The 23,181-nt window shown below is 50.7% G+C and carries 19 protein-coding genes; 12 read left to right on the forward strand and 7 right to left on the reverse strand.

What is annotated here, in order from left to right; all coding sequences use genetic code 11:
* The first annotated feature begins 468 nt into the window (after positions 1-468).
* Positions 469-1,089 (forward strand): tRNA-(ms[2]io[6]A)-hydroxylase, encoded by a 621-nt coding sequence (gene miaE / locus EPD17_RS14375; protein WP_132055279.1) that lies wholly within the window; start codon positions 469-471, stop codon positions 1,087-1,089.
* 275 nt (positions 1,090-1,364) lie between these two features.
* Here the strand turns inward: miaE and EPD17_RS14380 are convergent, their stop codons facing one another.
* The 7 genes from EPD17_RS14380 to EPD17_RS14410 form a co-directional block, all read right to left on the reverse strand.
* Positions 1,365-2,384, reverse strand: a complete 1,020-nt coding sequence (locus tag EPD17_RS14380) for a GSCFA domain-containing protein (protein WP_132055281.1) — start codon at positions 2,382-2,384, stop codon at positions 1,365-1,367.
* A gap of 41 nt (positions 2,385-2,425) precedes the next feature.
* Positions 2,426-3,307, reverse strand: coding sequence for a beta/alpha barrel domain-containing protein (locus tag EPD17_RS14385; protein WP_204743164.1), 882 nt, complete (start codon positions 3,305-3,307; stop codon positions 2,426-2,428).
* A gap of 7 nt (positions 3,308-3,314) precedes the next feature.
* Complete coding sequence (gene rlmB, locus EPD17_RS14390) at positions 3,315-4,055, reverse strand: 23S rRNA (guanosine(2251)-2'-O)-methyltransferase RlmB (protein WP_240040633.1); 741 nt, start codon at positions 4,053-4,055, stop codon at positions 3,315-3,317.
* Positions 4,052-4,621 carry an NUDIX domain-containing protein gene (locus EPD17_RS14395; RefSeq protein WP_132055283.1) on the reverse strand — a complete coding sequence of 190 codons (570 nt, stop codon included), beginning with the start codon at positions 4,619-4,621 and terminating at the stop codon, positions 4,052-4,054. The genes rlmB and EPD17_RS14395 overlap by 4 nt, the downstream gene beginning before the upstream one ends.
* A 61-nt stretch (positions 4,622-4,682) precedes the next feature.
* Positions 4,683-5,936 (reverse strand): methionine adenosyltransferase, encoded by a 1,254-nt coding sequence (metK, locus tag EPD17_RS14400; protein ID WP_114233644.1) that lies wholly within the window; start codon positions 5,934-5,936, stop codon positions 4,683-4,685.
* 98 nt (positions 5,937-6,034) lie between these two features.
* Positions 6,035-7,483 (reverse strand): DUF4270 family protein, encoded by a 1,449-nt coding sequence (locus EPD17_RS14405; protein ID WP_132055285.1) that lies wholly within the window; start codon positions 7,481-7,483, stop codon positions 6,035-6,037.
* A gap of 104 nt (positions 7,484-7,587) precedes the next feature.
* On the reverse strand, positions 7,588-8,403 hold the full coding sequence (locus EPD17_RS14410; protein WP_114233642.1) for a glycogen/starch synthase: 816 nt from the start codon (positions 8,401-8,403) through the stop codon (positions 7,588-7,590).
* Between the two features lie 91 nt (positions 8,404-8,494).
* Here EPD17_RS14410 and panC point away from each other — a divergent pair, with 91 nt between their 5' ends.
* From panC to EPD17_RS14465, 11 genes are all read left to right on the forward strand, one after another.
* Entirely contained in the window at positions 8,495-9,334 is an 840-nt protein-coding gene (panC, locus tag EPD17_RS14415; RefSeq protein ID WP_132055287.1) for a pantoate--beta-alanine ligase, read from the forward strand.
* 37 nt (positions 9,335-9,371) lie between these two features.
* Complete coding sequence (gene panD, locus EPD17_RS14420) at positions 9,372-9,716, forward strand: aspartate 1-decarboxylase (protein ID WP_114233640.1); 345 nt, start codon at positions 9,372-9,374, stop codon at positions 9,714-9,716.
* Between the two features lie 247 nt (positions 9,717-9,963).
* A complete protein-coding gene (locus EPD17_RS14425) occupies positions 9,964-10,992 on the forward strand; it encodes a lysylphosphatidylglycerol synthase transmembrane domain-containing protein (RefSeq protein ID WP_132055289.1) in 1,029 nt (342 codons plus the stop codon).
* Positions 10,993-11,140: 148 nt separating this feature from the next.
* On the forward strand, positions 11,141-13,231 hold the full coding sequence (gene ppk1 / locus EPD17_RS14430) for a polyphosphate kinase 1 (RefSeq protein WP_132055291.1): 2,091 nt from the start codon (positions 11,141-11,143) through the stop codon (positions 13,229-13,231).
* Positions 13,212-14,099: a Ppx/GppA phosphatase family protein gene (locus EPD17_RS14435; protein WP_132055293.1), complete on the forward strand. Its 888-nt coding sequence runs from the start codon at positions 13,212-13,214 to the stop codon at positions 14,097-14,099. Before ppk1 ends, EPD17_RS14435 begins: the two co-directional genes overlap by 20 nt.
* A 73-nt stretch (positions 14,100-14,172) precedes the next feature.
* Positions 14,173-14,988: a 3-methyl-2-oxobutanoate hydroxymethyltransferase gene (panB, locus tag EPD17_RS14440; protein ID WP_132055295.1), complete on the forward strand. Its 816-nt coding sequence runs from the start codon at positions 14,173-14,175 to the stop codon at positions 14,986-14,988.
* Between the two features lie 239 nt (positions 14,989-15,227).
* The gene (locus tag EPD17_RS14445; protein WP_132055297.1) at positions 15,228-17,147 is read left to right on the forward strand and encodes a TonB-dependent receptor plug domain-containing protein; all 1,920 of its coding nucleotides are present in this window, start codon (positions 15,228-15,230) and stop codon (positions 17,145-17,147) included.
* A 102-nt stretch (positions 17,148-17,249) separates the two neighbouring features.
* Positions 17,250-18,776 carry an L-piperidine-6-carboxylate dehydrogenase gene (gene amaB, locus EPD17_RS14450; RefSeq protein WP_132055298.1) on the forward strand — a complete coding sequence of 509 codons (1,527 nt, stop codon included), beginning with the start codon at positions 17,250-17,252 and terminating at the stop codon, positions 18,774-18,776.
* Positions 18,777-19,011: 235 nt separating this feature from the next.
* A complete protein-coding gene (locus tag EPD17_RS14455; RefSeq protein ID WP_132055300.1) occupies positions 19,012-20,454 on the forward strand; it encodes an OmpA family protein in 1,443 nt (480 codons plus the stop codon).
* 173 nt (positions 20,455-20,627) lie between these two features.
* Positions 20,628-22,310 (forward strand): S8 family peptidase, encoded by a 1,683-nt coding sequence (locus EPD17_RS14460; protein WP_132055302.1) that lies wholly within the window; start codon positions 20,628-20,630, stop codon positions 22,308-22,310.
* A 103-nt stretch (positions 22,311-22,413) separates the two neighbouring features.
* Positions 22,414-22,926 carry a DinB family protein gene (locus EPD17_RS14465; protein WP_132055304.1) on the forward strand — a complete coding sequence of 171 codons (513 nt, stop codon included), beginning with the start codon at positions 22,414-22,416 and terminating at the stop codon, positions 22,924-22,926.
* Positions 22,927-23,181: the final 255 nt, after the last annotated feature.

Raw genomic sequence — 23,181 nt, forward strand, 5'->3', positions numbered from 1 at the left:
AGTTGGGAGTTGATAGATGAGAGTTGTGAGTTGTGAGAAGCAGGATAGGGTGCGTTTGTTTGCGGCAAAGATGCCGAACGGGCAATTGGCGTTTTTTGTAAAATAATCGCCGGTGCCTACTATCAGATGACTATCATGAGCCTGCCTTTGTCATCCTGAGCGTAGCGAAGGATCTGAGTGCCGCACCTGATGAACATATTTTGAAGAAGCAAGTTCTTTTTCTTTATTCATAAATTCGGTTATTGCCGGCTCAGATCCTTCGCTGCGCTCAGGATGACAAAGGCAAGAGGCTGCCATAAACAGCAAAATAGCCCGTACAGCGAATCCGGCACTTTATAGAAAAATGCGGAAAGTCGTAATATCATATACTGCATACACGATAAGCAATTCCCATTTACTCACCACTGATAACTCAAAACTCTGGACTCCCAACTGCCAACTCTCCCCTCCCCACTCTATTTTTGCCCCATGAACCACGCCGAAGAACTATCGCAGGACACCCGCGCCATCCTGGGCCTGCAATTGCCCACCGATCCGCGGTGGGTGAATTTAGCCGAAATCTCCTTGGGCGAAATCCTCACCGATCATGCCTATTGCGAGCAAAAGGCTGCTACCTCTTGCATTTCGCTCATACAGCGCAACCCCGACAAAGAAAAGCTGGTGGCCGAGCTGGCGCCGATCGTGACGGAGGAATGGGGGCATTTTCGGCTAGTATTGGCTGAGCTTAAAAAACGGGGCCTGCCCCTCGGCCGCCAGCGCAAGGATCAGTATGTAAACGAATTGCTGCAGTTTCAGACCAAGGGTGGCGCTGAGGAAGATCGGCTGCTGGACCAACTCCTGACCATGGCCCTGATTGAAGCCCGTAGCTGCGAACGGTTTAAGCGCCTGAGCGAAGGGCTGAACGATGATTACCTGCGGCAATTTTACCGCCGGTTTATGGAAAGCGAGGCCGGGCATTATACCCTTTTTATTGAATTGGCCGAAACGTACCTCGATAAAGAAAAAGTGCGCCGCCGCTGGAAGGAATGGCTGGATTTTGAGGCGGATGTGATGCAGCGCCTCGAGTTGCGCGGCGACCGGATGCATTAATCGTACAGATTTGAATGATGCTAAGCTCAAATTCAAACGAAAATAACCGCTTTAACGAAGCACAGACGTCATTGCGAGGCGCAGCGGTGAAATGGCAATTAGAGGGTCGCCTGCGCCGAAGCAATCTCCCGCCAAACGGCAAAGACGCCGTTTTGATTTAAGAATTTGTACTTGTGGTTCAATCGTTTCACGACAGTATTGTCGGAGATTGCTTCGGCGCAAGGATGGGCATCGGGTTTATGTTTCGTGCAGCGCCTCGCAATGACGTGCAGCAGCTATTGACCGCCACCAAAATAGTCCAACTCATCGCTTAAATCCAGAAATGGATACCGCTCCTGCAACTCCTTTGTTTTATTAAAATGTGCCGCTAAAAACTTCTGATGCGCTTCGGTTTCGGGATGTTGCGCTTTGTGTTTCCGGGCGGTGTGCAGCGACCGCAGCAGAGAAGCTAGTTCCTGCGTTTCGGCGCTGGTGAATGTTTGTAAAAACTTGTCCAGCACAAAACCCGTTGCCAGGTAATTGGGATGCACCATGTCTTCAGCAAAAAAGCGGTAGTCGCGCAGCACATCCACCACCAGTTCGTAAGAAGGAAAGTAATGCAGCCGGTCGAACTTGTTTACCAGGTGATGCACCGCTTCGATCAACCGCGCTTTACTGCGGTTATTTTCCACTACCCCATCTCTTATGTGCCGCACCGGCGATACCGTAAAAATGATCCGAACTTTTCGGTTGTGGTAAAAAAGCTGGTGAATCGTATTGTCTAACAATTCAATGGTTTCAGTGATTTGCAGCAAGTGTTTATTGAACCATTGCTGAGGTGCCCGGTGACAATTGGCCACTCCGCCCATCGACGCCGGGTGGGTTTGGTTAACACCGGCAACGGTTGCCAGTTGCTGCAGCCGGTAGCTAAACGAAGAGCCCAATGTAATGATCAGCCAGTCGGCGTCTTGCAGATACGCAGCTGCCTGTTGCTGTGCCGCATTCATTTGCGCCAACACAGCATCCTGGTCCACGCCTGAAAACCTACTGTGATGGTTCCAACTTTGCCACAATTCATTGTAAAAAAAGAGATCTTCAGGGCCATATACTTTTCCCTGCAGGAAAGCCACCAGGCTGGCGCAAACCGAAGCCGGATCAAACAGGATGCCCAAGGGATTTTGCAGCACATCAAACTTCAGGTCTTGTAAAGCATTACCAATATGTTCGGTGAAACAGGAACCAATAGAAAGGATTTTATGCGTGTGTTGTATATGGTGCGAAGCGGGTGGCAAAGCCAGTTTGAGCATCAGGTCCATGGCTACGAAATCAGTAACGTTAAACGGCTAAAGTAAAACTTTTACACGCCAAATATTTCCGTGGCCAGTTGCAGGCTCCGGCTCAACGCCTGCTCATTTACCTGCAGCAAGCCGGGTTGTTTTTGAAAATAGCGCAGCATTTGTTCGGTGTCCATATTGCCCACCAAATCGTCGGCGGCCATTGGGCAGCCGCCAATGCCTTTTAAAGCGCCATCAAACCTGCGGCAGCCGGCGTCCCACGCTGCAGTGAGTTTCGGCTGCCAGTTGTGCGGCGCCGAATGCAGGTGCACGCCAAAAGTAACTTCCTTGTATTGCGGAATTAAAGTTTGCAGCGCAAATTGTATTTGCTCCGGTGTGGCCACGCCAACGGTATCAGCCAGCGAAATAGTGCGGATGCCTTTGGCAGCCATTTCACCTGCCCAATGCAGCAGCACAGCTGCATTATACGGATCGCCATAAGGGTTGCCAAAACCCATGCTCAGGTACAGCACCAGTTCTTTTCCCGCTTGTTGGCAAATCTGCTGGATGGCGTCTACCCGCTTCAGGGCTTCTTCGATATTGCTGTTTGTATTGCGCTGTTGAAACTTGGGGGAAAGGGAAAAAGGAAAACCCAGATATTTAATTGCATCGAACGCTGCGGCTTCTTCCGCACCGCGAACATTGGCAACAATTGCCAACAACTTTGTATTTGTGTTCGACAGGTCAAGACCCGCCAAGACAGCTGCGGTGTCCGCCATCTGTGGAATGGCCTTTGGCGAAACAAAGGAGCCGAAATCCAGCGTATGAAAACCCACCTGCAACAAGGCGTTCAGGTAATTGACCTTTTCTTCGGTTTTAATAAAATGTTTCCAACCCTGCATGGCGTCGCGGGGACATTCAACGAGCTGAATTTCGGATTGCGGATTTGGGATTTCGGTATTCATGCACAGACTAATTTTCCATCCGCTTTTTCATCGCTTCGTACAAAATCATTCCTGCCGCTACCGAAACGTTCAGTGACTCGAAGCTACCGACCATGGGTATGCGAAATTTTTCATCGCAGATTTTCATCAGCGCGGGGTAAACACCTTTGTCCTCCGAACCCATCACTACTGCCGCCGGTTCTTTCCAATCCAGTTCGTGCAGCAGCGGCTTTGCTTCCATTTCTGCAGCAAAAACCTTGATGCCGTTCATGTGCAGTTCGTCTACCGCTTTCATCAAACTGTTTACCCGGCACACATGTATTTTTTCCAGCGCACCGGCCGAAGATTTCAGCGCTTCTTCATTCAATGCACCAACGCCCTTGTCGGGAATAATGAGTGCCTGTGCGCCGCAACACAATGCAGTGCGGGCAATGGCGCCAATGTTGCGCACATCCGTTACACCATCCAATATTACAAAAAGCGGCACCTGCCCCTGTCCTACCACATGATCGATTACTTGTTGCAGATCGAGGTATTGCACCAGGGCTGCAAACGCAATGACACCCTGGTGGTTGGCGCGGCTAATGGAGTTGAGTTTTTCAATGGGCACCACCTGTACCGGTATGTTGCGGTCCTTGGCTAGCCTGCGGATGGTCGCCGCCATTTCGCCGCCGGCGTTTTTTGCCAACAAAATTTTATCGATGGGCCGGCCCGCATCCATCGCTTCGGCAAGCGGCTGCCGCCCTATGATCAATGAAGATTTTTTCAACCTTTTATTTTTAGTGTTCCCTCTAAAATCATGATGTGCACTTTCAACACCGCAGCCACAGTAATGGCATCGGTAATTTTTCCGTTGGCCACCATTTGGTACAACTCGGTAAAGGGCACTTCCCGCACCACCAGTTGTTCTGTTTCCTCGGGCATGGCCTGCATTTGCTGCAGCCCCTGTGCCAGGTAAATAAAACAATGCTCGTCGCTAACGGAGTTGCTTAAGTGCATTTCCTGTATCCTTGTCCACTGCGTTGCCACCAGCCCGGTTTCTTCTTCCAGTTCCCGTTTTGCTGTTTCCAGCGGATCGGTTCCGAGCGGGCAACCGCCCTCAGGAATTTCCCAACTGTACTGGCTCAGCGGAAAACGATACTGGCCCACAAGGTAAGTATTACCGGCTGCATCAATGGGAATAACGCCGATGGCTAAATTCTTAAAATGCACTTTCCCATAAATACCCTTGCCACCCGCAGGGTTCAGCACGTCAAATTCGGTAACGCCGATCCATGGGTTATCGTACACTTGTTTTTGGGCAACGATGGTCCATGGGTTGTGGTGTTCATTCATGTTTTAGTCAAATAAAAAAACCTCCCCACAATGAGGGAGGTTATAGCATAACGCAAAATATTTATTGAATGCCAAATGCAGCTTTCACCTGGTCTACATAGTCGAGTTTTTCCCAGGTAAACAGTTCCACTTCGCGCTTCAGTTCGCCACCATCATGGGTTTTGAACACTTTGGTGATGGTTTGCGGCTGGCGGCCCATATGTCCGTAAGCAGCAGTTTCGCTGTAAATAGGATTGCGCAGTTTGAGGCGCTGCTCAATAAAGTAAGGACGCATGTCGAAAATGCCTTCAACGATCTTGGCAATTTCGCCATCGCTTTTACCAACTTTACCCGTGCCGTATGTGTTTACATTGATCGAGGTGGGTTGGGCAACGCCAATAGCGTAAGACACCTGCACCAGCACTTCGTCGGCAACACCGGCAGCAACCAGGTTTTTGGCAATATGACGGGTTGCATAAGCAGCAGAACGGTCCACTTTGGAAGGATCTTTCCCGCTGAACGCACCACCGCCGTGTGCACCTTTACCACCGTAAGTATCTACAATGATTTTGCGACCGGTCAAACCAGTATCGCCATGCGGCCCACCGATTACAAACTTGCCGGTTGGATTAATGTGGTATTTGATTTCGCCGGCAAACAGGTGTGCATACTTACCGTACTTAGCCTTTACGCGGGGAATCAAAATGTCGATGATGTCTTTGCGGATCTGCGCCTGCATTTCTTCTTCCGAGCCAAAATCGTCGTGCTGTGTAGATACCACGATTGCATCAATGCGTACCGGACGGTTGTTATCGTCGTACTCCAATGTTACCTGGCTTTTTGCATCCGGACGCAGGTATTTGATCTCCCCATTTTCGCGGCGCAGTGCAGCCAGCTCTTGCAGCAGTTTGTGGGCCAGGTCGAGGGCCAGCGGCATATAATCGTCGGTTTCGCTGGTTGCGTAACCAAACATCATCCCCTGGTCGCCGGCACCTTGTTCTTCTTTTTGTTTGCGGTCAACGCCCTGGTTAATATCGGCCGACTGCTCGTGAATGGCGGACAGGATACCACAGGAGTTGGCTTCAAACATATATTCGCTTTTGGTGTAACCGATTTTACGGATCACACCACGGGCAATATCCTGTACATCGAGATAAGCTTTCGATTTTACCTCGCCAGCCAGCACTACCTGACCGGTTGTTACCAGCGTTTCGCAGGCAACTTTCGATTCGGGGTCAAATGCAAGAAAATGGTCGATCAAGGCATCAGAGATCTGGTCGGCCACTTTATCGGGGTGGCCTTCCGATACGCTTTCGGAAGTAAATAGGTAAGGCATCCGGTTTAGAATTTTAAATTGGCCTCTGTGTTGTTACAGAAAAAAAGCCGGGTGCAAATATAGCCCCGGCCCGTATATTTCAATAAAGTAATACGCGTTTAAATCTTTGCATAAACAATCCGCAGCTTCATAGGCTGTGTGGGATGGTTGCCGCCGCCAACCCGCACCCGGCCAATGCCAAACACCGGATTGACATACAAGGGCTGAACCTGGCTACCCGATGCCAGCCTTGGTGTGATAAAGAATGGACTGGACAGCCGGAACTCGTATGGGCTGAGCGTTGCGTTGGCTACCCGCTGCACATACCGCGAAATATCGAAGCGCCACTCCACTATATCCTTGCCGGCAAACGAGGTTCTGCGGCCTGCCATGCCAAATTGAAGCGCATTTGTGATTTGTCCATTTTGCGGGTTGATGGCTACATCGATGGGAATGGTGCGGTACACTTTGTTGGTTGTATCGTATGCATCGAGGTAGAGATAAGGCGGTGGTGTAAATTGTTTGTCGGCCGGATCAGAAACCTGTTGTACCAGTAGTTCGGCACGGTGTACCACCCGGTTGGTGAGTGTATACAATCCCGGAACCGACAGGCGTGCATAAGTGCCAGGTGTGTTTTGAATATAAACCAGTTCGTCCGGCGTATTGTCGCCAGCAACGGCTGCAAATTCGGAACCGGTCCGGTCGCGTTCAATGTAATTGGCCGATGCCGAAGTTGACGTATTGAATCGGAAATAAGTCACAGCAGTATCCAATGCGTTGCTGCTGTTGTTGTATCGGTAATAAATGGCCAGTTTGGTGTTCGAATCAGCAAGTGAAACGCCCACCAGTGCATTGCCCATTGATTTGTTTTCGGGCCTTACTGCAAAACCTTTAAAGCGGGTATTAAATGCCGAATCACTCAGGTAAGCATTGGTAGAATCGTAGCGCAGCAGGCGGTCGCCAAAATCATTGTTCAACCGCAACCGCACCTGGTTTTTTGCCGCTTCCCGGAAAAGCTTCACCGAATCATTCAAGGTATAAGGAAAAACGGTTTGGATGCCGGAAATAGGATTGCTGTAGGTAAAATTGTTTTGATTTACGAAGTACAGCGAATCATCGGTGAAAGCGCTGCTTTGATCTATTTCGTACACCTGCAGGTTGAGCGGCTGCATGGTATCGCCGTAAGTAGAATTATATCCCAACACCAGCACTACCGAATCAATACCTACAATCTTATTTTTATCAGTGAACTGAAAAGGCTTGATGAACACTTGTGGCTTTAATTGCAGAAACAGGGTGCCGGAAGAAGTACCAAACAGCGGGTCGTTGCTGATGTTGCCAATAAAATGGGTTTCGTTGTAAATGCTCCGCGAGGTATCGCCGGTGCCAAAAGGCTGGTTGTAGGCAAACACTTCCAGTGTGGTGTCGAACGTGTTTATATTATCAACGGGTGGAATAAGGTCGCCGCCCAGTTCTGTAGCGTCGTTTACCTTTTTGCAGGATGCTAATAATAGAAGGCCAAACAAACATACAGAGAGAGACCGCAGCACCACGCTTTGTTGCTTCACAAGTTTATATTAATCGGTTGAAAAAATATCACCAGGCTTAACGAACAATGAGTAATAGGTGGAGCCCGCAATAGTGCGCCACATATTACTCATTGCTGTAACTATTACTTACCGGCAAGGTCGCTATACAACTGTAAATAGTCTGTTAAATCAGATTCGGGGTTGTAAGGCAGCGTTTTTTTGCCTTTCACTTTCGTGAATGCTTCAACCAGTTCGGGGTCTACGCTTTCATCGCCAAAGGTGATGGCGTCGGCAAAAGTGGCGCCGCCGCGCTGCAACGCCATGTTGCTGGCATCTTTATAAATATCAAGTTCTTTTTCTTTCAGCGAGGCGTGGATCATGGCCTTTTTTACAAAATCGGCCCCCAGGCTTTCCTCAAAAGTATTCTGACCGATTGTGTACACCACTTTGCTGTGGGCAAACACCGGTTCTTTTTTGTATACAGTTTTCAGGTAAAAAGGAATCAGGCCGGTCATCCAGCCGCTGCAATGAATGATGTCGGGAGGCCAGCCAAATTTTTTCACCGTTTCAAGGGCGCCTTTGCAAAAGAAAACGGTGCGCAGGTCGTTGTCGTCGTACCATTGCTCGCCTTCGTCGGCAAAAACAAATTTGCGTTTAAACAGGTCTTCGTTGTCTAGAAAATAAACCTGGAGGCGGGCATTGGGGAGCGAGGCCACTTTGATCTGGAGGGGAAAATCTTCGTTGTCGACAGAAACGTTGATGCCCGAAAGCCGTACTACTTCGTGCAGGCGGTGGCGGCGTTCGTTGATGGTGCCAAATCGAGGCATAATGCAGCGCACTTCAAATCCCGAGTCGTTTGCTTTAATTGCTAGCTTGTTCACAATTTCCGAAAACTCAGTCAGCTCCAGGTAGGGCGACATTTCGTTAGCAATAAATAAAATTCTTTTCTTTGCCGACATTGTAACCTTTTTAAACGCTTTTTTATTAAAGGTTGCAAAGGTAATTAAATATTTTTAAGCATTACCGCCAAACACTGCCCCTACCCCTTTTATGATCCTGTTCAAAGAAGCCGCAGCCCTGCATTTGCACCTGCAACAACAACGTTCGGCCGGCAAAACCCTGGGCTTTGTGCCCACCATGGGCGCCCTGCACCAAGGGCATCTTTCCCTCATTCGCCAGTCGGTTGCGGGCAACGACCTGACGGTGTGCAGCATTTTTGTTAACCCCACGCAGTTTAACAATGCCGCGGACTTTCAACATTACCCTAAAACAATTGAACAGGATATGGAGCAACTGCTCCAGGGCGGCTGCGATGTGCTGTTCCTGCCTTCGGTTTCCGAAATATATCCAACGGGCTACCAGGCTAGGCATTACGAACTGGGCGTGATTGAAACCCTGCTGGAAGGCGCTTTCCGGCCCGGGCATTTCCAGGGCGTATGTCAGGTCATTGACCGCCTGCTGCAACTGGTGGAGCCGCACCGCCTGTATATGGGCCAAAAAGATTACCAGCAATGCATGGTGGTAAGCCGGCTGCTGGAACTTACCGGCCGCGCCACGCCGCAGCTCATTATTGCCAACACCCTGCGCGAAGCAGACGGCCTGGCCATGAGCAGCCGCAACCTGCGCCTGTCGGCCGAAGACCGCACCAAAGCCACAGAATTGTTTAAGGCGCTGCGCTTTATCCAGGACCACGTACAGGCCGAACCGGCAGGCGAACTGGAAACTGCCGCCACTCGCCAACTGGAGGCGCAGGGTTTTGCCGTAGATTATGTGGCCATCCGAAATGCGCAGACTTTGCAGCCCGCCCAAAACGGGGCCGAGCCCAAAGTGGCGCTGGTAGCCGCTGCCGTAAACGGCATTCGCCTCATCGACAACCTTCCGCTTAATTAACATGTTCTTTGTGTAAAGGGCCTAACTTTGCGCCGCTATGACCATTTCTGTATTAAAATCGAAAGTGCACCGTGCCGTTATTACGGAAGCCAATTTGAATTATGTGGGCAGCCTTACCCTTGATGAGGACCTGATGGAAGCGGCCAACATGATTGAGCACGAAAAAGTGCAGATCGTAAACGTAAACAACGGCGAACGCATTGAAACCTACCTGATCAAAGGCAAGCGTGGTTCCGGTGTGTGCTGCCTCAACGGGCCTGCTGCTCGGCGCGGCATGGCCGGCGATGTGGTGGTGATCATTTCCTACGCATCAATGCCGTTTGAAGAAGCAAAAACATTTAAGCCCTGGGTGGTGTTTCCGAAAGAAGGAAATAGGTTGTAGGGAGGTCGGAAGACCGAAGTCCGAGGTCCGAAGAAATACAAGACGGGAAAGACGCTTACTATACGGTATGCGTCTTTTTTTGTGGACGGATGTATTTTCTTTATCGATGCTCTTCCACTTAACAGTCTCCATTCATCAGCAATAAAATCTTCCCACTCCCGTCTTCTGACTTCCGACCTCCGACTTCGGACTTTCCTGTCTTTTCCGTCTTTCCTGACTTTCCGGTCTCCCAACTACATTTGCATCCATGCATCCCACCTTACGAACCGTTTTGCAGTACCTGTTTTTCCTGGGCCTCGGGCTGTTCTTTGTTTGGCTCACCATTAAAGACATCAACCAGCAGCAGTGGACGGCCATCAAATACGCAGTGGCCAATGCACGGCACTGGGTGGCCGTGCCGGTAGTGGCCATGCTGCTCATCAGCCACTATAGCCGCGCCATGCGCTGGAAAATACTAATGGAGCCGTTGGGATACAAGCCTTCTAACTTCAACACGTTTGCGGCCGTAATGATTGGCTACCTGGTAAATGCCGGTGTGCCGCGGCTGGGCGAAGTGGTGAAATGCACGCTGCTGGCCCGCTACGAAAAAGTGCGGGCCGACAAACTGGTGGGCACCATCGTGGTGGAACGGGCCGTGGATGTGGTGTGCCTGCTGATCATATTTGTGCTGGCCCTGTTATTCGAAGGCCATCTAATCGGCGACTATGTTGCCAACCTTTTTGCCAATTTTTTCCGCAACCGCAGCGGCGATTTTTCTTTTACCAAAATCGGAATCGTATTAGTCATCGTCATTGGCGGCATTGCCCTCGCTTCGTTTGTGCTCCGCCGTTTCGGACATATTGATGCAGTGGGCAAAATTAAAAACATTTTAACCGGCATCGCCAATGGCTTGAACAGCATCCGGCTGGTCAAACGAAAAGGCCTGTTTCTTTTTCATACCGTGCTCATTTGGGCAATGTACCTGGCCAGCACCACTGTGGGCATTTATGCGCTGCGCGAAACGGCGCATCTTGGCATCGGTAGCGGCCTTACCACGTTGGGCATTGGCAGCATTGCAATGATCATTACGCCGGGCGGCATTGGCGCATACCCGTTCCTGGTAGAAAAGCTGATGGAACTGTACGGCGTGGCCCGCGAAACCGGCATTGCGTTGGGCTGGCTGTTGTGGGTGGCCCAAACCGTCATCATCATCCTGGGCGGCCTGCTTTGCTTTGCGCTGCTTACATTTTTTAATAAAAGGGAAACGCTGGCGCAACCGGAAAACATCGAGCAATAACAGTTGCATGTTTTTTACACAAACATTTTTCCGCTGTAAAATCGTTTGTCAAAAGTCAAAGCCTTTTTGGGAAAATGTGGGCTAATCCATAGATTGGTGTGCTGAGCATAAAACTTGCATATACTCATTGGCGTACCGCCCTTATTTTATGACTGATCCCAAACGCAAGACCATTTACCGCGATATTAGCTGGCTTTCCTTTAATGCCCGTGTGCTGCAGGAAGCCGCCGACCCTACCGTGCCGCTCCGCGAACGCATTCGTTTCCTGGGTATTTTTTCCAACAACCTGGACGAGTTTTTCCGGGTTCGGGTTGCCACCCTCAAGCGCATGATTCAATTGGGCAACAAGGCCAAAATGAACCTCGAGCAAAACCCCGAAGCGATTCTGGAAGAAATCCAAATGACGGTGCTGAATCACCAAAGTGAGTTCAACCGCATCTGGAGCGGCATTTTGGAAGAATTGAAAGCGGAAAAGATTTTCCTCATCACCGAAAAAGGCCTCAACCCGGAGCAGCAGGAGTTTGTACAAAAATTCTACGACGAAGAGGTAAGTCCCAACCTGATTCCGCTGATGATTGAAAGCATACCGGATACGCCTTACCTGCGTGACAAATCGATTTACCTGGGTGTGGTGATGTGGATGAAGAATAGTGCGCTGCAACGCAAGTATGCGCTGATTGAAGTGCCCAGCCGCACTTTGGGCCGCTTTGTGCAACTGCCTTCGCCTAATGGTGAGCACCATATTATTTTGCTGGAAGATGTGATTCGCTTCAACCTGCCGCAGATCTTTGCATATTTTGGTTACGATGAATACCAGTCGAATGTGTTTAAAGTAACCCGCGACGCGGAGTTTGACATCGACAACGATATTGCAACCAGCCTGGTGCAGAAAATAGAAAAGGGATTAAAGAACCGCCGCAAAGGCAAGCCTGTTCGTTTTGTGTACGATAAAGAGATGGATCCCGGCCTGTTGGAGTTTTTGATCCGCAAGCTGCACTTGTCCAAACGCGACAACTTAATCCCCGGCGGCCGCATTCATAATTTCCGCCATTTCATGGATTTCCCTGCATCGGTATTTCGGGAGCAAAGCCGTCGGCGCAAACCATTCATGCACCCGGCACTGGCCAGCAAACGCACTACCGACGTGGTGTTGGAGCGGGATGTGCTGCTGCATTTTCCGTATCATTCTTTTCACCCGCTGATCAACCTTTTGAAAGAAGCAGCCATTGACCCGGATGTAACATCGATCAAAATTACCTGCTACCGGTTGGCCTCACAATCGAAAGTGATCAATGCCTTGATCAATGCGGTGCGCAATGGCAAACAGGTAACGGTGGTGTTGGAACTGAAAGCTCGTTTCGACGAAGAAGCAAACCTCGAATGGAAAGAGCGATTGGAAGAAGAAGGTGTGAAAGTGCTGATTGGCATACCTAACATGAAAGTACATGCGAAAATTTGCCTGATTCGGAAACGGGTGGCCGAACGCATTTTGCAGTACGGTTTTGTCAGCACCGGCAACCTCAATGAAAGCACTTCAAAAGTATATGCCGACCACTGCGTGCTTACGGCCAACAAAGCCATCATGGCCGATGTCAACCGCATCTTCAATTACATCGAACACCATAAAACCGGCACGCATTTCCTTAAAGCATGCAGCACATTGTTGCCGTCGCCCATCTTTGCCCGCCGCGAGGTATTGAAGATGATCGACAACGAAATAAAGAATGCAAAACGCGGTAAGAAAGCGGTGATCGTTGCCAAAATGAATTCGCTTTCCGACGAGGAAATGATCAATGCTTTGTACGATGCAGCCCGTGCCGGCGTGGAGCTGAAACTCATTGTCCGCGGCATCTTTGGCATGCTGTCGCAAAACGAAAAATTCGTGCACCCGGTCACAGCCATTTCCATTGTGGATGAATTCCTGGAGCATGCACGGGTCTGGTATTTTTACCAGGGTGGCAAAGAACGGATGTATATTTCATCGGCCGACTGGATGACCCGCAACCTCGATCACCGAGTGGAGGCCTCCTGCCCGATCCTAGATCCTGCGTTGCGAAGCGAACTCATGGACATCCTTAACATACAACTAAGCGACAATGTAAAAGCCCGCTGGCTCGACAACAACCTTTCGAACACCTACGTTCGCAACGGGTCGCAAAAAAATGTACGTTCGCAAGAGGAAACCTATCATTACCTGTTCAATAAAACTGAAGCACCAATTGAAGTTAGCAGCCATTGATATCGGAAGCAACGCCATGCGCCTGCTCATCAGCGATGTGGTGGAAACACCCGGCAACAAACCCGAATTTGTGAAGCAATCCTTGGTGCGTGTGCCCATCCGCCTGGGCATGGATGTTTTTGAAACCAGGAGTATTTCGGAAAAACGTGCAGGCATGTTGCTCAACAGCATCCAAGCATATAAACTCCTGATGCAGGTATATGAAGTGGAACACCTGAAAGCCTGCGCCACCTCCGCCATGCGTGATGCATCGAACGGGCCCGAACTGATGCAACGCGTAAAAGAGCAAACCGGCATTGATATAGAGATCATCAGCGGCCAGCAGGAAGCGGCTTTTATTTATGAAAACCACGTGGCGGAAAACATGAACGCCAATGAAAGCTACCTGTACATTGATGTGGGCGGTGGCAGCACCGAGCTTACTTTTTTCTCCGATGGCAAACTGTTGGCGAAAGAATCGTTCAACATCGGCACCATTCGATTGTTGAAAGACCAGGTAGAAGAAAAAGTTTGGAACGACATGAAGAGTTTTATTAAAAATAAAACCAGCGGCTATCATCATATCACCGCCATTGGTTCCGGCGGCAATATCAACAAAGTTTTTTCGCTGTCTAAACGCAAAGAAGGCAAGCCGCTGACGTTGGAATTGCTGCGCAATTATTATAAAGAATTCAGCAGCATTTCGGTGGACCAACGTATGAGCCTGTACAAACTGCGCGAAGACCGTGCAGATGTGATTGTGCCGGCGCTGCTCATTTACATCAACGTGATGCGCTGGGCCGATACCGAAGAAATTTTTGTTCCTAAAATTGGCCTCGCCGACGGCCTAATCAATATTTTATACGAAGAAGTAAAAAAGGGCGGTTAACGAAATTCAATTGCGCCAAGCCGCCGGATTTTTCTCCGCCCGATGCTATTGTTGCCGTACTTACTTTTGCAACATGAGTGTTTCCTCCGAAGTAAAACGCATCACCACCCACACCCTGCAAAAGATGAAGGATCGTGGTGAGAAAATTGCCATGCTCACGGCCTACGATTATTCCTTTGCACAAATACTGGATGCCGCAGGCCTGGATGTGCTGCTGGTGGGCGACTCCGCTTCCAATGTAATGGCCGGCCACGAAACCACGCTGCCCATTACGCTGGATCAAATGATCTACCATGCATCTTCCGTGATCCGCGGCGCTACTCGCAGCCTCGTGGTGGTGGATCTGCCTTTTGGCTCTTACCAAAGCAACTCCGACATTGCGCTGGCATCTGCCATCCGCATCATGAAGGAAACGGGTGCACATGCCATCAAAATTGAGGGCGGCGAGGAAATCCTCGATTCGGTGCGGCGCATTATTTCGGCCGGTGTGCCTGTGATGGCTCACCTTGGGCTTACGCCGCAATCCATTTATAAGTTCGGCACCTACAGCGTGCGGGCCCGCGAAGCGGCCGAAGCAGATAAACTAAAACGCGACGCCCTGTTGTTGCAGGAAGCGGGCTGTTTTGCCGTAGTGTTGGAAAAAATTCCGGCCGCACTGGCACAGGAAGTATCACAAAGCCTCACCATTCCTACCATTGGTATTGGCGCCGGCCCGCATTGCGATGGGCAGGTGTTGGTAATGCACGATATGCTAGGCATCAACGTTGAATTTAAACCCAGGTTTTTGCGAAAATATTTAAACCTGCACGAGCAGATCACTGCCGCCGTACAACAATACGTTCAGGATGTACGCAGCCAGGAGTTCCCGTCCGAAAGTGAATCTTATTGATAATCGTTCATTTGAAACATTATACGAACGGCTTTCCCCAGGCATTTATTAAATGCGTTTTTTAAGCATTATAATGTAAAGATTAAATACTTGATTGCATAGCTGCATTGCCGTGCAACGATCATCGTTTTGTGTGGTAAAACGAAGTACACCAAATCATACAAAACCTTCTTCATACAAATCATTCCAAATCCTACCAATCACCGGTTACCTTTGCCGCCGATTGAAACACCACCAACATGAAAAAGTTTGCCTGCCTGTGTGCAGCCGCATTGTATTGCCTGTCGGCAAAAACACAGGAACCCGAGGCTGTAGAACTCGACCCCGTTTCGGTAAGCGCGTCGCTAAATGCTTTAAAAACATCTCGCACCGGTAGAAATATCGTGGTCATCAAAGGTGACCAGTTGGCGCAGTTGCCGGTGCATTCGGTTGATGAATTGCTGCGTTACATACCGGGCGTGGAAATACAGGCCCGCGGACCGCAAGGCGCTCAAAGCGATATTGTTTTGCGTGGCGGCACCTTCAACCAAGTTTTGGTGGTCATTGATGGTTTGCGGCTGAACGATCCCAACACCGGCCATTTCAGCACTTATATTCCCATCGCCCCTGCCGAAATAGAACGCATCGAAGTATTGAAAGGTGCGTCTTCCGCCATCTACGGCTCCGATGCGGTGGGCGGCGTGGTGCACATTATTACTAAATCTTTTTCGGCGCAAAAAGAAGCCCGTTTTGGTGCATCGCAGCAAATCACCATTGGTGAGTGGGGATTGAAAAATGTGCAGACCGGTGCGCATTACAGCGATGGTAAACTGGCTATTAGTGGCGGCATACTTTCTACTAACGCCAATGGACAACCGCAGCGGGGCATCCGCGGTTATTTTCACAACACCACCGGTTCGCTTTCTGCCGCCTATCGGTTCAATGAATACTGGCACCTCGGCGTTCGTACTGCTTATGATACCCGCGATTTTGCTGCGCAAAATTTTTATACAACGTTTGCTTCCGATACGGCTTTTGAACGTGTGGCCACACAATGGAACGGTGCACGGCTTTCGTACGAAAAAGACCGCAGCAAATTCCAACTCAGCGCCGGTTACAAAAAGGTTACCGACGAATACTTTTACTCGCCTGCCGCTACGCCTAACAACAACGTATCAAAGCTGTACCAAGCGCTGGCTTTATACGAGCACCGGCTAACGGAACATACCATTTTGACCGGCGGCGTGCAGGCACAAAACCGCACCATCAAATCGAACGACCGTGGCAACCATGCTGTAAAACAATTGGCTGGTTTTGTTATTTTAAATCAAGCCATTGGCGAAGGCTTCCGCATCAACCCCGCGCTGCGACTCGATTGGGACGAACTGGCGGGGACGGAACTGGTGCCGCAAATCAATCTTTCGTTCCGCACCGGTGTGGTACAGTTGCGCGGCGCTGCGGGCAAGACCATCCGGCAAGCCACCTTTACCGAGCGGTTCAATAATTACAACAAAGCGAGGGTGGCCAGCGGCTCCATCGGCAACCCCGATCTTGCTGCGGAACGGTCATTTTCCTTTGAAGCGGGTGCTGATGTTTTTGCCTCAAAAAATGTGCGGTTTGCCGCCAGTTATTTTCAGCGCAACCACCGCGACCTAATTGATTTTGTAACAACGCCCTATGCCGACATGCCCCGTAAAAGTAACCTCGTTGCCGGCGGAACTTATGCCTTGGCCCGAAATGTATCGGAGGTAGCTACCCGCGGTTTTGAAACCGACATCATTTTTCAAAAGGCGATGGAAAAAGGCCAGCAATTTTGGGCCATGGCCGGCTTGGTTTGGCTGCGTTCGGCCACCGATGAAACAAGGGATATGTTTTATGTAAAATCGCATGCAAAGTTCCTCGCCAATTTTAATGTGCGGTATCAATACAAAGCATTTAGTTTAGGGCTTACCGGTGTGTATAAAGTAAGAGAACCACGCAAGGCGTCGGCCATCAACGCCGAGGTAACCCGCGAATACCTGGTGCTGAACGGCCTTGCCGAAGCCAATGTGTACCAAAACACGGTGCGCTTATTTGCGCAAGCCGATAACCTGCTCAACACCCGTTACAGCGACTTGCTGGGTTCGGTTATGCCTGGCCGTTGGTTGTTGGGTGGCGTAAAAATAGCGGTGGGTAAGTAAAATTTTGGCGCCTCACTACTACTCTTTTATGGAAAATTATGTCCCTGAGCGATCATGTTGCCTGCCGCATTTATCCCTTAACTTCCAACAAAATCCGCAGTCATGAACGATGTTTTAAACCAGCTACATATACAGGAGCAAAATGGCGGCGTCAGCACCGGCACGCAATGGCTGGAAACCAGCGGCAGCCGCATCACCTCTTACTCGCCGGTTGATGGCAATGCCATCGCTACTGTAGCCACCGCCGATGATGCGGCCTACGAAGCCGCCATAAACACAGCACAAGCGGCATTTAAAGAATGGCGCCTGTGGCCGTCGCCCAAACGCGGCGATGTGGTGCGCCAGTTGAGTGATGCCTTGCGGCAAAACAAAGAGGCACTGGGCAAACTCGTTTCCTACGAGATGGGCAAAAGTCTGCAGGAAGGATTGGGCGAAGTGCAGGAAATGATCGACATCTGCGATTTTGCCGTAGGCTTGTCGCGGCAACTGCACGGCCTTACCATGCACAGCGAACGGCCGGGCCACCGCATGTACGAGCAATGGCACCCGCTGGGCATTGTAGGCATTATTTCCGCATTCAACTTCCCGGTGGCGGTATGGAGCTGGAATGCTGCACTGGCCTGGGTTTGCGGCGATGTTTGTATTTGGAAACCTTCGGAAAAAACACCGCTCTGCGCTATAGCCTGCCAGCAGATTGTGGCGGATGTTTTTGCAAAAAATGGCGTACCCGAAGGGGTGAGCACACTCATCATTGGCGAACGGGAAATGGGTCAAAAACTCGCTGCCGATAACCGCATTCCGCTCATTTCCGCCACCGGTTCCACCCGCATGGGCAAAGCAGTAGGCGCTGCGGTAGGTGCACGCCTGGGGCGCAGCCTGCTGGAGTTAGGCGGCAACAATGCCATCATTGTTACCCCCGATGCCGATTTAAAAATCACCATCACGGCTGCCGTTTTTGGCGCGGTGGGCACTGCCGGGCAGCGCTGCACCACCACGCGGCGGCTCATCGTTCACGAAAGCATTTACGACGCATTTAAGGAAAAACTGGTGGCCGCTTACCGGCAGTTGCGCATTGGCAACCCGCTGGATGCCGCTAACCACGTGGGCCCGCTCATCGACAAAGACGCCGTGCAAAGCTACTTGCAGTCAATTGAGGCCTGCAAAGCGGAAGGCGGAATATTTATCGTGGAAGGTGGTGCGCTTTCCGGCGACGGTTTTGAGAGCGGGTGTTATGTGCAGCCCTGCATTGCCGAAGTGGCGCCGCACTACAATATTGTACAGCACGAAACCTTTGCCCCTATTTTGTACCTGATGCGGTATACCCATTTTGAAGAAGCCATTGCCATTCAAAACGGTGTGCCCCAGGGCCTCTCCTCCTCGATCATGACACTCAACCTGCGGGAAGCGGAACAGTTTCTTTCCGCGGCCGGATCTGACTGCGGTATTGCCAACGTCAACATCGGCACATCGGGTGCAGAGATTGGCGGCGCTTTTGGCGGGGAAAAAGAAACCGGCGGCGGCCGCGAAAGCGGTTCGGATGCATGGCGCATTTATATGCGCAGGCAAACCAATACCATCAATTACAGCACGCAATTGCCCCTGGCGCAGGGCATCAAGTTCGACCTGTAAAGGTTACTTCAAAAGGCAAAAGTAAAAAGGCAAAATGGCCGCATCATAAATGGCCACATTTTTGAATTTTTTCTTTTGCCTTTTTACTTTTTCAAAGCCACCCGTTACATTGCCGCCAACACTCACCGCATTTACTTTAGGCTTGGACGTTTTTCCAAAGCAAGCCGACTAATATTCCACTTGGCTGCACAGCTAAAGGTATTATCTTCGTTTTCTATCCATTATCTGGTATCTTATGTACAAAAACCTACTGCTTGGTTTGCTGCTGGCCGTTTCGGTTGGCGCCGCCGCACAAAATACGCCACGGGTGGCCTTTACCGCAGGCCTGCAAAGCACCACTGTCGACCCGGTTTGGAACCCGCATCCCCTGGCACTTGACAGCCTTTCGAGCACCACTGCCCGCACCGGCATCCGGTTGGGTTTTATCGCATCCATTCCGTTGGGTAATTATTTCCGGCTGCAACCCGGCTTTTTGTTTTCGGCAAAAGGCGCTACGCAAATCCAGGGCTTGGACACTGCGAAAGGCAAAACCTTCCGACTCGAGGAAAAGCAATTCATCAATTATGTAGATATCCCTGTGAACCTAGTTGCCGCCATCCCGTTGGGTGGTAAAACCAAATTCATTATTGGCGGCGGCCCGCAGGCTTCGCTTTTTTATCATGGCACCACTTCACTCACCGCCTTCGATACTTCGCGGAAATTTACCTTCAACGAGCTGTCTGATTTGCCGGTGGGCAAAGAGGATGGCAAATTCCGGATCCTGCATTTTGGTGTGAATGCACTGGCAGGATTTGAGTTTGGCCGGGTGTTTTTGAATGCGCATTACAGCCAAAGCCTGACGCCTTACCTGGGCCAGAATGGAAAAGAATTTAACCATACGGCGGTTGGCGCCAGCATCGGTATTTTCCTTGGTCGCCAAACGGCTGCCGTGAAAGCAGCGAAAAAAGAAACGCCTAAGGATTTGGACGGCGACGGTGTGCCCGATGCAACCGATGCTTGTCCGCAACAAGCAGGCACTGCACTGCTGCAAGGCTGCCCCGACCGGGACGGTGACGGTGTGGCCGATGCCGCCGATACATGCCCGGATATTAAAGGCGCTGCCGAGAACAAAGGGTGCCCATGGCCGGATAGCGATGGCGATGGCATTTTGGACAGAGACGATAACTGCCCAAGCGTGGCCGGCCAGGCCCAGTTTGGCGGCTGCCCGCCTCCCGATGAAGACGGAGACGGTGTGATCGATTCGTTGGACAAATGCCCGAAAGAAAAGGGCACTGCTGCTAATGCCGGTTGCCCCGAACCGGTAAAGGCACCGGAGGTAAAAAAAGAAGTGGTGGAGCAGGTAACTAATTTTGCCCGCGCCATTGAATTTGCCAACGCCAGCGCCAAATTGCTGCCCGCATCGCTGCCGGTGCTAGATGAGTTGGCAACACTGCTCACTGAACACGCCGCACTGAAACTGACTGTTGAAGGCCATACTTCAGCAACCGGTAGAGTTGCCGTAAACCAGGCACTTTCCGAACAGCGGGCTTTGGCGGTGAAAAAATACCTCGAAGGAAAAGGCATTCAGGCCAACCGGATCCAAACGGTGGGCTACGGTTCAAGCCGGCCAATCAGCGACGGCAAATCGGAAGCCGAGCAGGCGAAAAACCGCCGGGTTGATTTGAAGACCAATTATTAATCATTACACCGGCACCGGTAGGTGTTTAGCAATACAGCAGTTATTTCAATGGGGCGCTCCACGGGGCGGCCCATTTTTCGTTAAAACATGCTGCGGCCGCCTGCTTTCACAATTTTCTTTGACCACCAAACTTTACTTTTACATTTACCCCTATTCAAAGTAAAAAACGATACATGAGCTTGACGATCAAGAATGTGGCCCTGGCTGCCCTGCTTGCAGGTACTACCCTGGTAGCCGGTGCGCAAACCTCGAAAGAAAGCGTCGGCAAAGGCTGGCACTTGCAAGACCTGGAAAAAGACGGCGTTCACGGCATTTCGCTGGACAAAGCATACCAATTTTTAAAAGGGAAAAAATCAACGCCGGTTATTGTTGCCGTGATCGACAGCGGTATTGATACCCTGCACGAAGACCTGAAACCAGTGCTGTGGCGCAACCGCAAGGAAGTTCCGGGCAACGGTAAAGACGACGACGGCAACGGCTACGTGGACGACGTGTACGGCTGGAACTTTTTGGGCGGTAAAGACGGACGCAACGTAAAGGAAGATTCTTACGAAGCGGCCCGCGTTTACCACAAGTTCAAAAGCGAGTTTGAAAAAGTAACCAACCCCGAAACCCTGAAAGCTGAAGACCGCAGCCGCTATGATATGTGGAAAAGGGCGCAGGCGCAGGTTGCAGGTGGCGACCCCAACTCGGGCCTGGAACTGATGGTGTATAAAAGGGTAATGACCTCGGCCACGGCATTTGATTCGGTGCTGCAAAAAGGCATGGGCAAAGCCACATACACCGGCAACGACCTGGAGGCTTACCAACCCCAAACCCCCGAACAAAAAAGTGCCCGCACGGGACTGCTTTATTTCTTCAAATCGAGCAACATCATGGAAATGACCAACGCGGCTTTCCTGAGCGAGATTGATGAAGTGATCAAAAGCGAGGAGAAAAAAGCCGAGGCCGCTGACAAAGCACCAAAGCCTTACCGCGCCGAGATTGTGCAGGACAACTACAATGACATTAACGACCGCTTTTACGGTAACCCGGATGTAATGGCCAACACGCCGTTCCATGGCACCCACGTGTCGGGCATTATTGCCGCGGCCCGCAACAACGGCAAAGGCATTGACGGCATTGCCGAAAATGTGCAGATCATGTCGCTACGTGCAGTACCTGATGGCGACGAACACGATAAAGATGTGGCACTGGCCATCCGCTACGCGGTGGACAACGGCGCCAAAGTGATCAATATGAGTTTTGGTAAAAGCTTTTCACCCGAAAAAAGCTGGGTAGACGAAGCTGTTGCATATGCTGCTTCCAAAGGTGTGCTGCTGGTGCATGCTGCCGGCAACGATGGCAAAAACCTCGACAGCGCGTACAATTTCCCCAACCCCATTTTTGAAAAAGACGGCAAACGCGCCACCAACTGGATTACCGTTGGCGCCAGCGGCGATCCCAAAGCCGGTGGCCTGGTGGCCAGCTTCTCCAACTGGGGTAAAAGCGAAGTAGATGTGTTTGCGCCTGGCGTACGCATTTACTCAACCGTTCCCGGAGGCACTACCTATGGCAATGCGCAGGGTACTTCAATGGCATCGCCGGTGGTGGCTGGTGTAGCGGCTTTGATCAAGTCGTACTACCCCAACCTGACGCCACAGCAAGTGAAATACGTGATTGAAGCCAGCGCCACTAAATCGACCGTAATGGCTACCAACCCTGAAACAGGCAAGCCTGCACCCCTGTCGGAGCTGAGCGTGACCGGTGGTTTGCTTAATGCTTACGAAGCATTACGCTTGGCCGACCAAGTGAGCAGCGGTAAAGTAAACGCCGCTCCTGCTGCTGATAAAGGAAAGGAAATGAGGGCTTTCTAAGCATCGTAATAGCTACTTTGCCGCTGTAACAGGGATACAGCATGGCTAATAAAAAACCCCGGTACTAACACCGGGGTTTTTTATTTTAGGCCAAACTTTTACCATGCATCCTGTAAACCTAGCCCAAATGCCTCCTTTTTACCACAAATACATCGAAAAGGTGGACGCCGCCACACTCCCGGAAGCTTTTGAAAAATACAAATCACAATTGCTGCCATTTGTTTCAGCCATACCCGAAGAAAAATGGGAATGGAGATATGCACCCGGCAAATGGACCATTAAAGAATCGGTGCAACACATGATCGACACCGAACGCATTTTTGCCTACCGGGCCCTTGCTTTTGCCCGACGTGATCCCAACCCGCTTCCCGGCTTTGATGAAAATGCCTACACACCCGCATCGCGGGCCAACCGGCGCAGCAGCGCCAGTCTGGTGGCCGAGCTGGAGCTGGTGCACCAAAGCACGGTAGCGCTTTTTGAAAGTTTTGATGCGGAAATGCTGGCCGCCAGCGGCGTTGCCAATGGCAATTCGGTTTATGTTGAGGGTATTGGGTTTATTATTGTGGGTCATGGGTTGCACCACCTGGCGCTGTTTAAAGAGCGGTATTTGGTTTAAATCTTTATCGGGCATACGTCATTGCGAGGTACCCCTTGTCATTGCGAGGCGCAGGAGCCTTATTATGCAAACGATGTCTGATGCGCCGAAGCTATCTCCTGATTATAACAAAATCCTCAAGCTCTTTTTACCTTTAGCGTCCTGATCCGCGTAGTTGCCGTAGTTTAGCAAGAGATTGCTTCGGCGCCACAGCCTGGTTCAAATACGGCCGACTCTACTGCGCCTCGCAATGACGGAGGACCTAGCAAAACAAAA

Origin of the sequence: Pseudocnuella soli (genome assembly GCF_004347775.1) — a bacterium.
GTDB lineage: Bacteria > Bacteroidota > Bacteroidia > Chitinophagales > Chitinophagaceae > Flavisolibacter > Flavisolibacter aquaticus.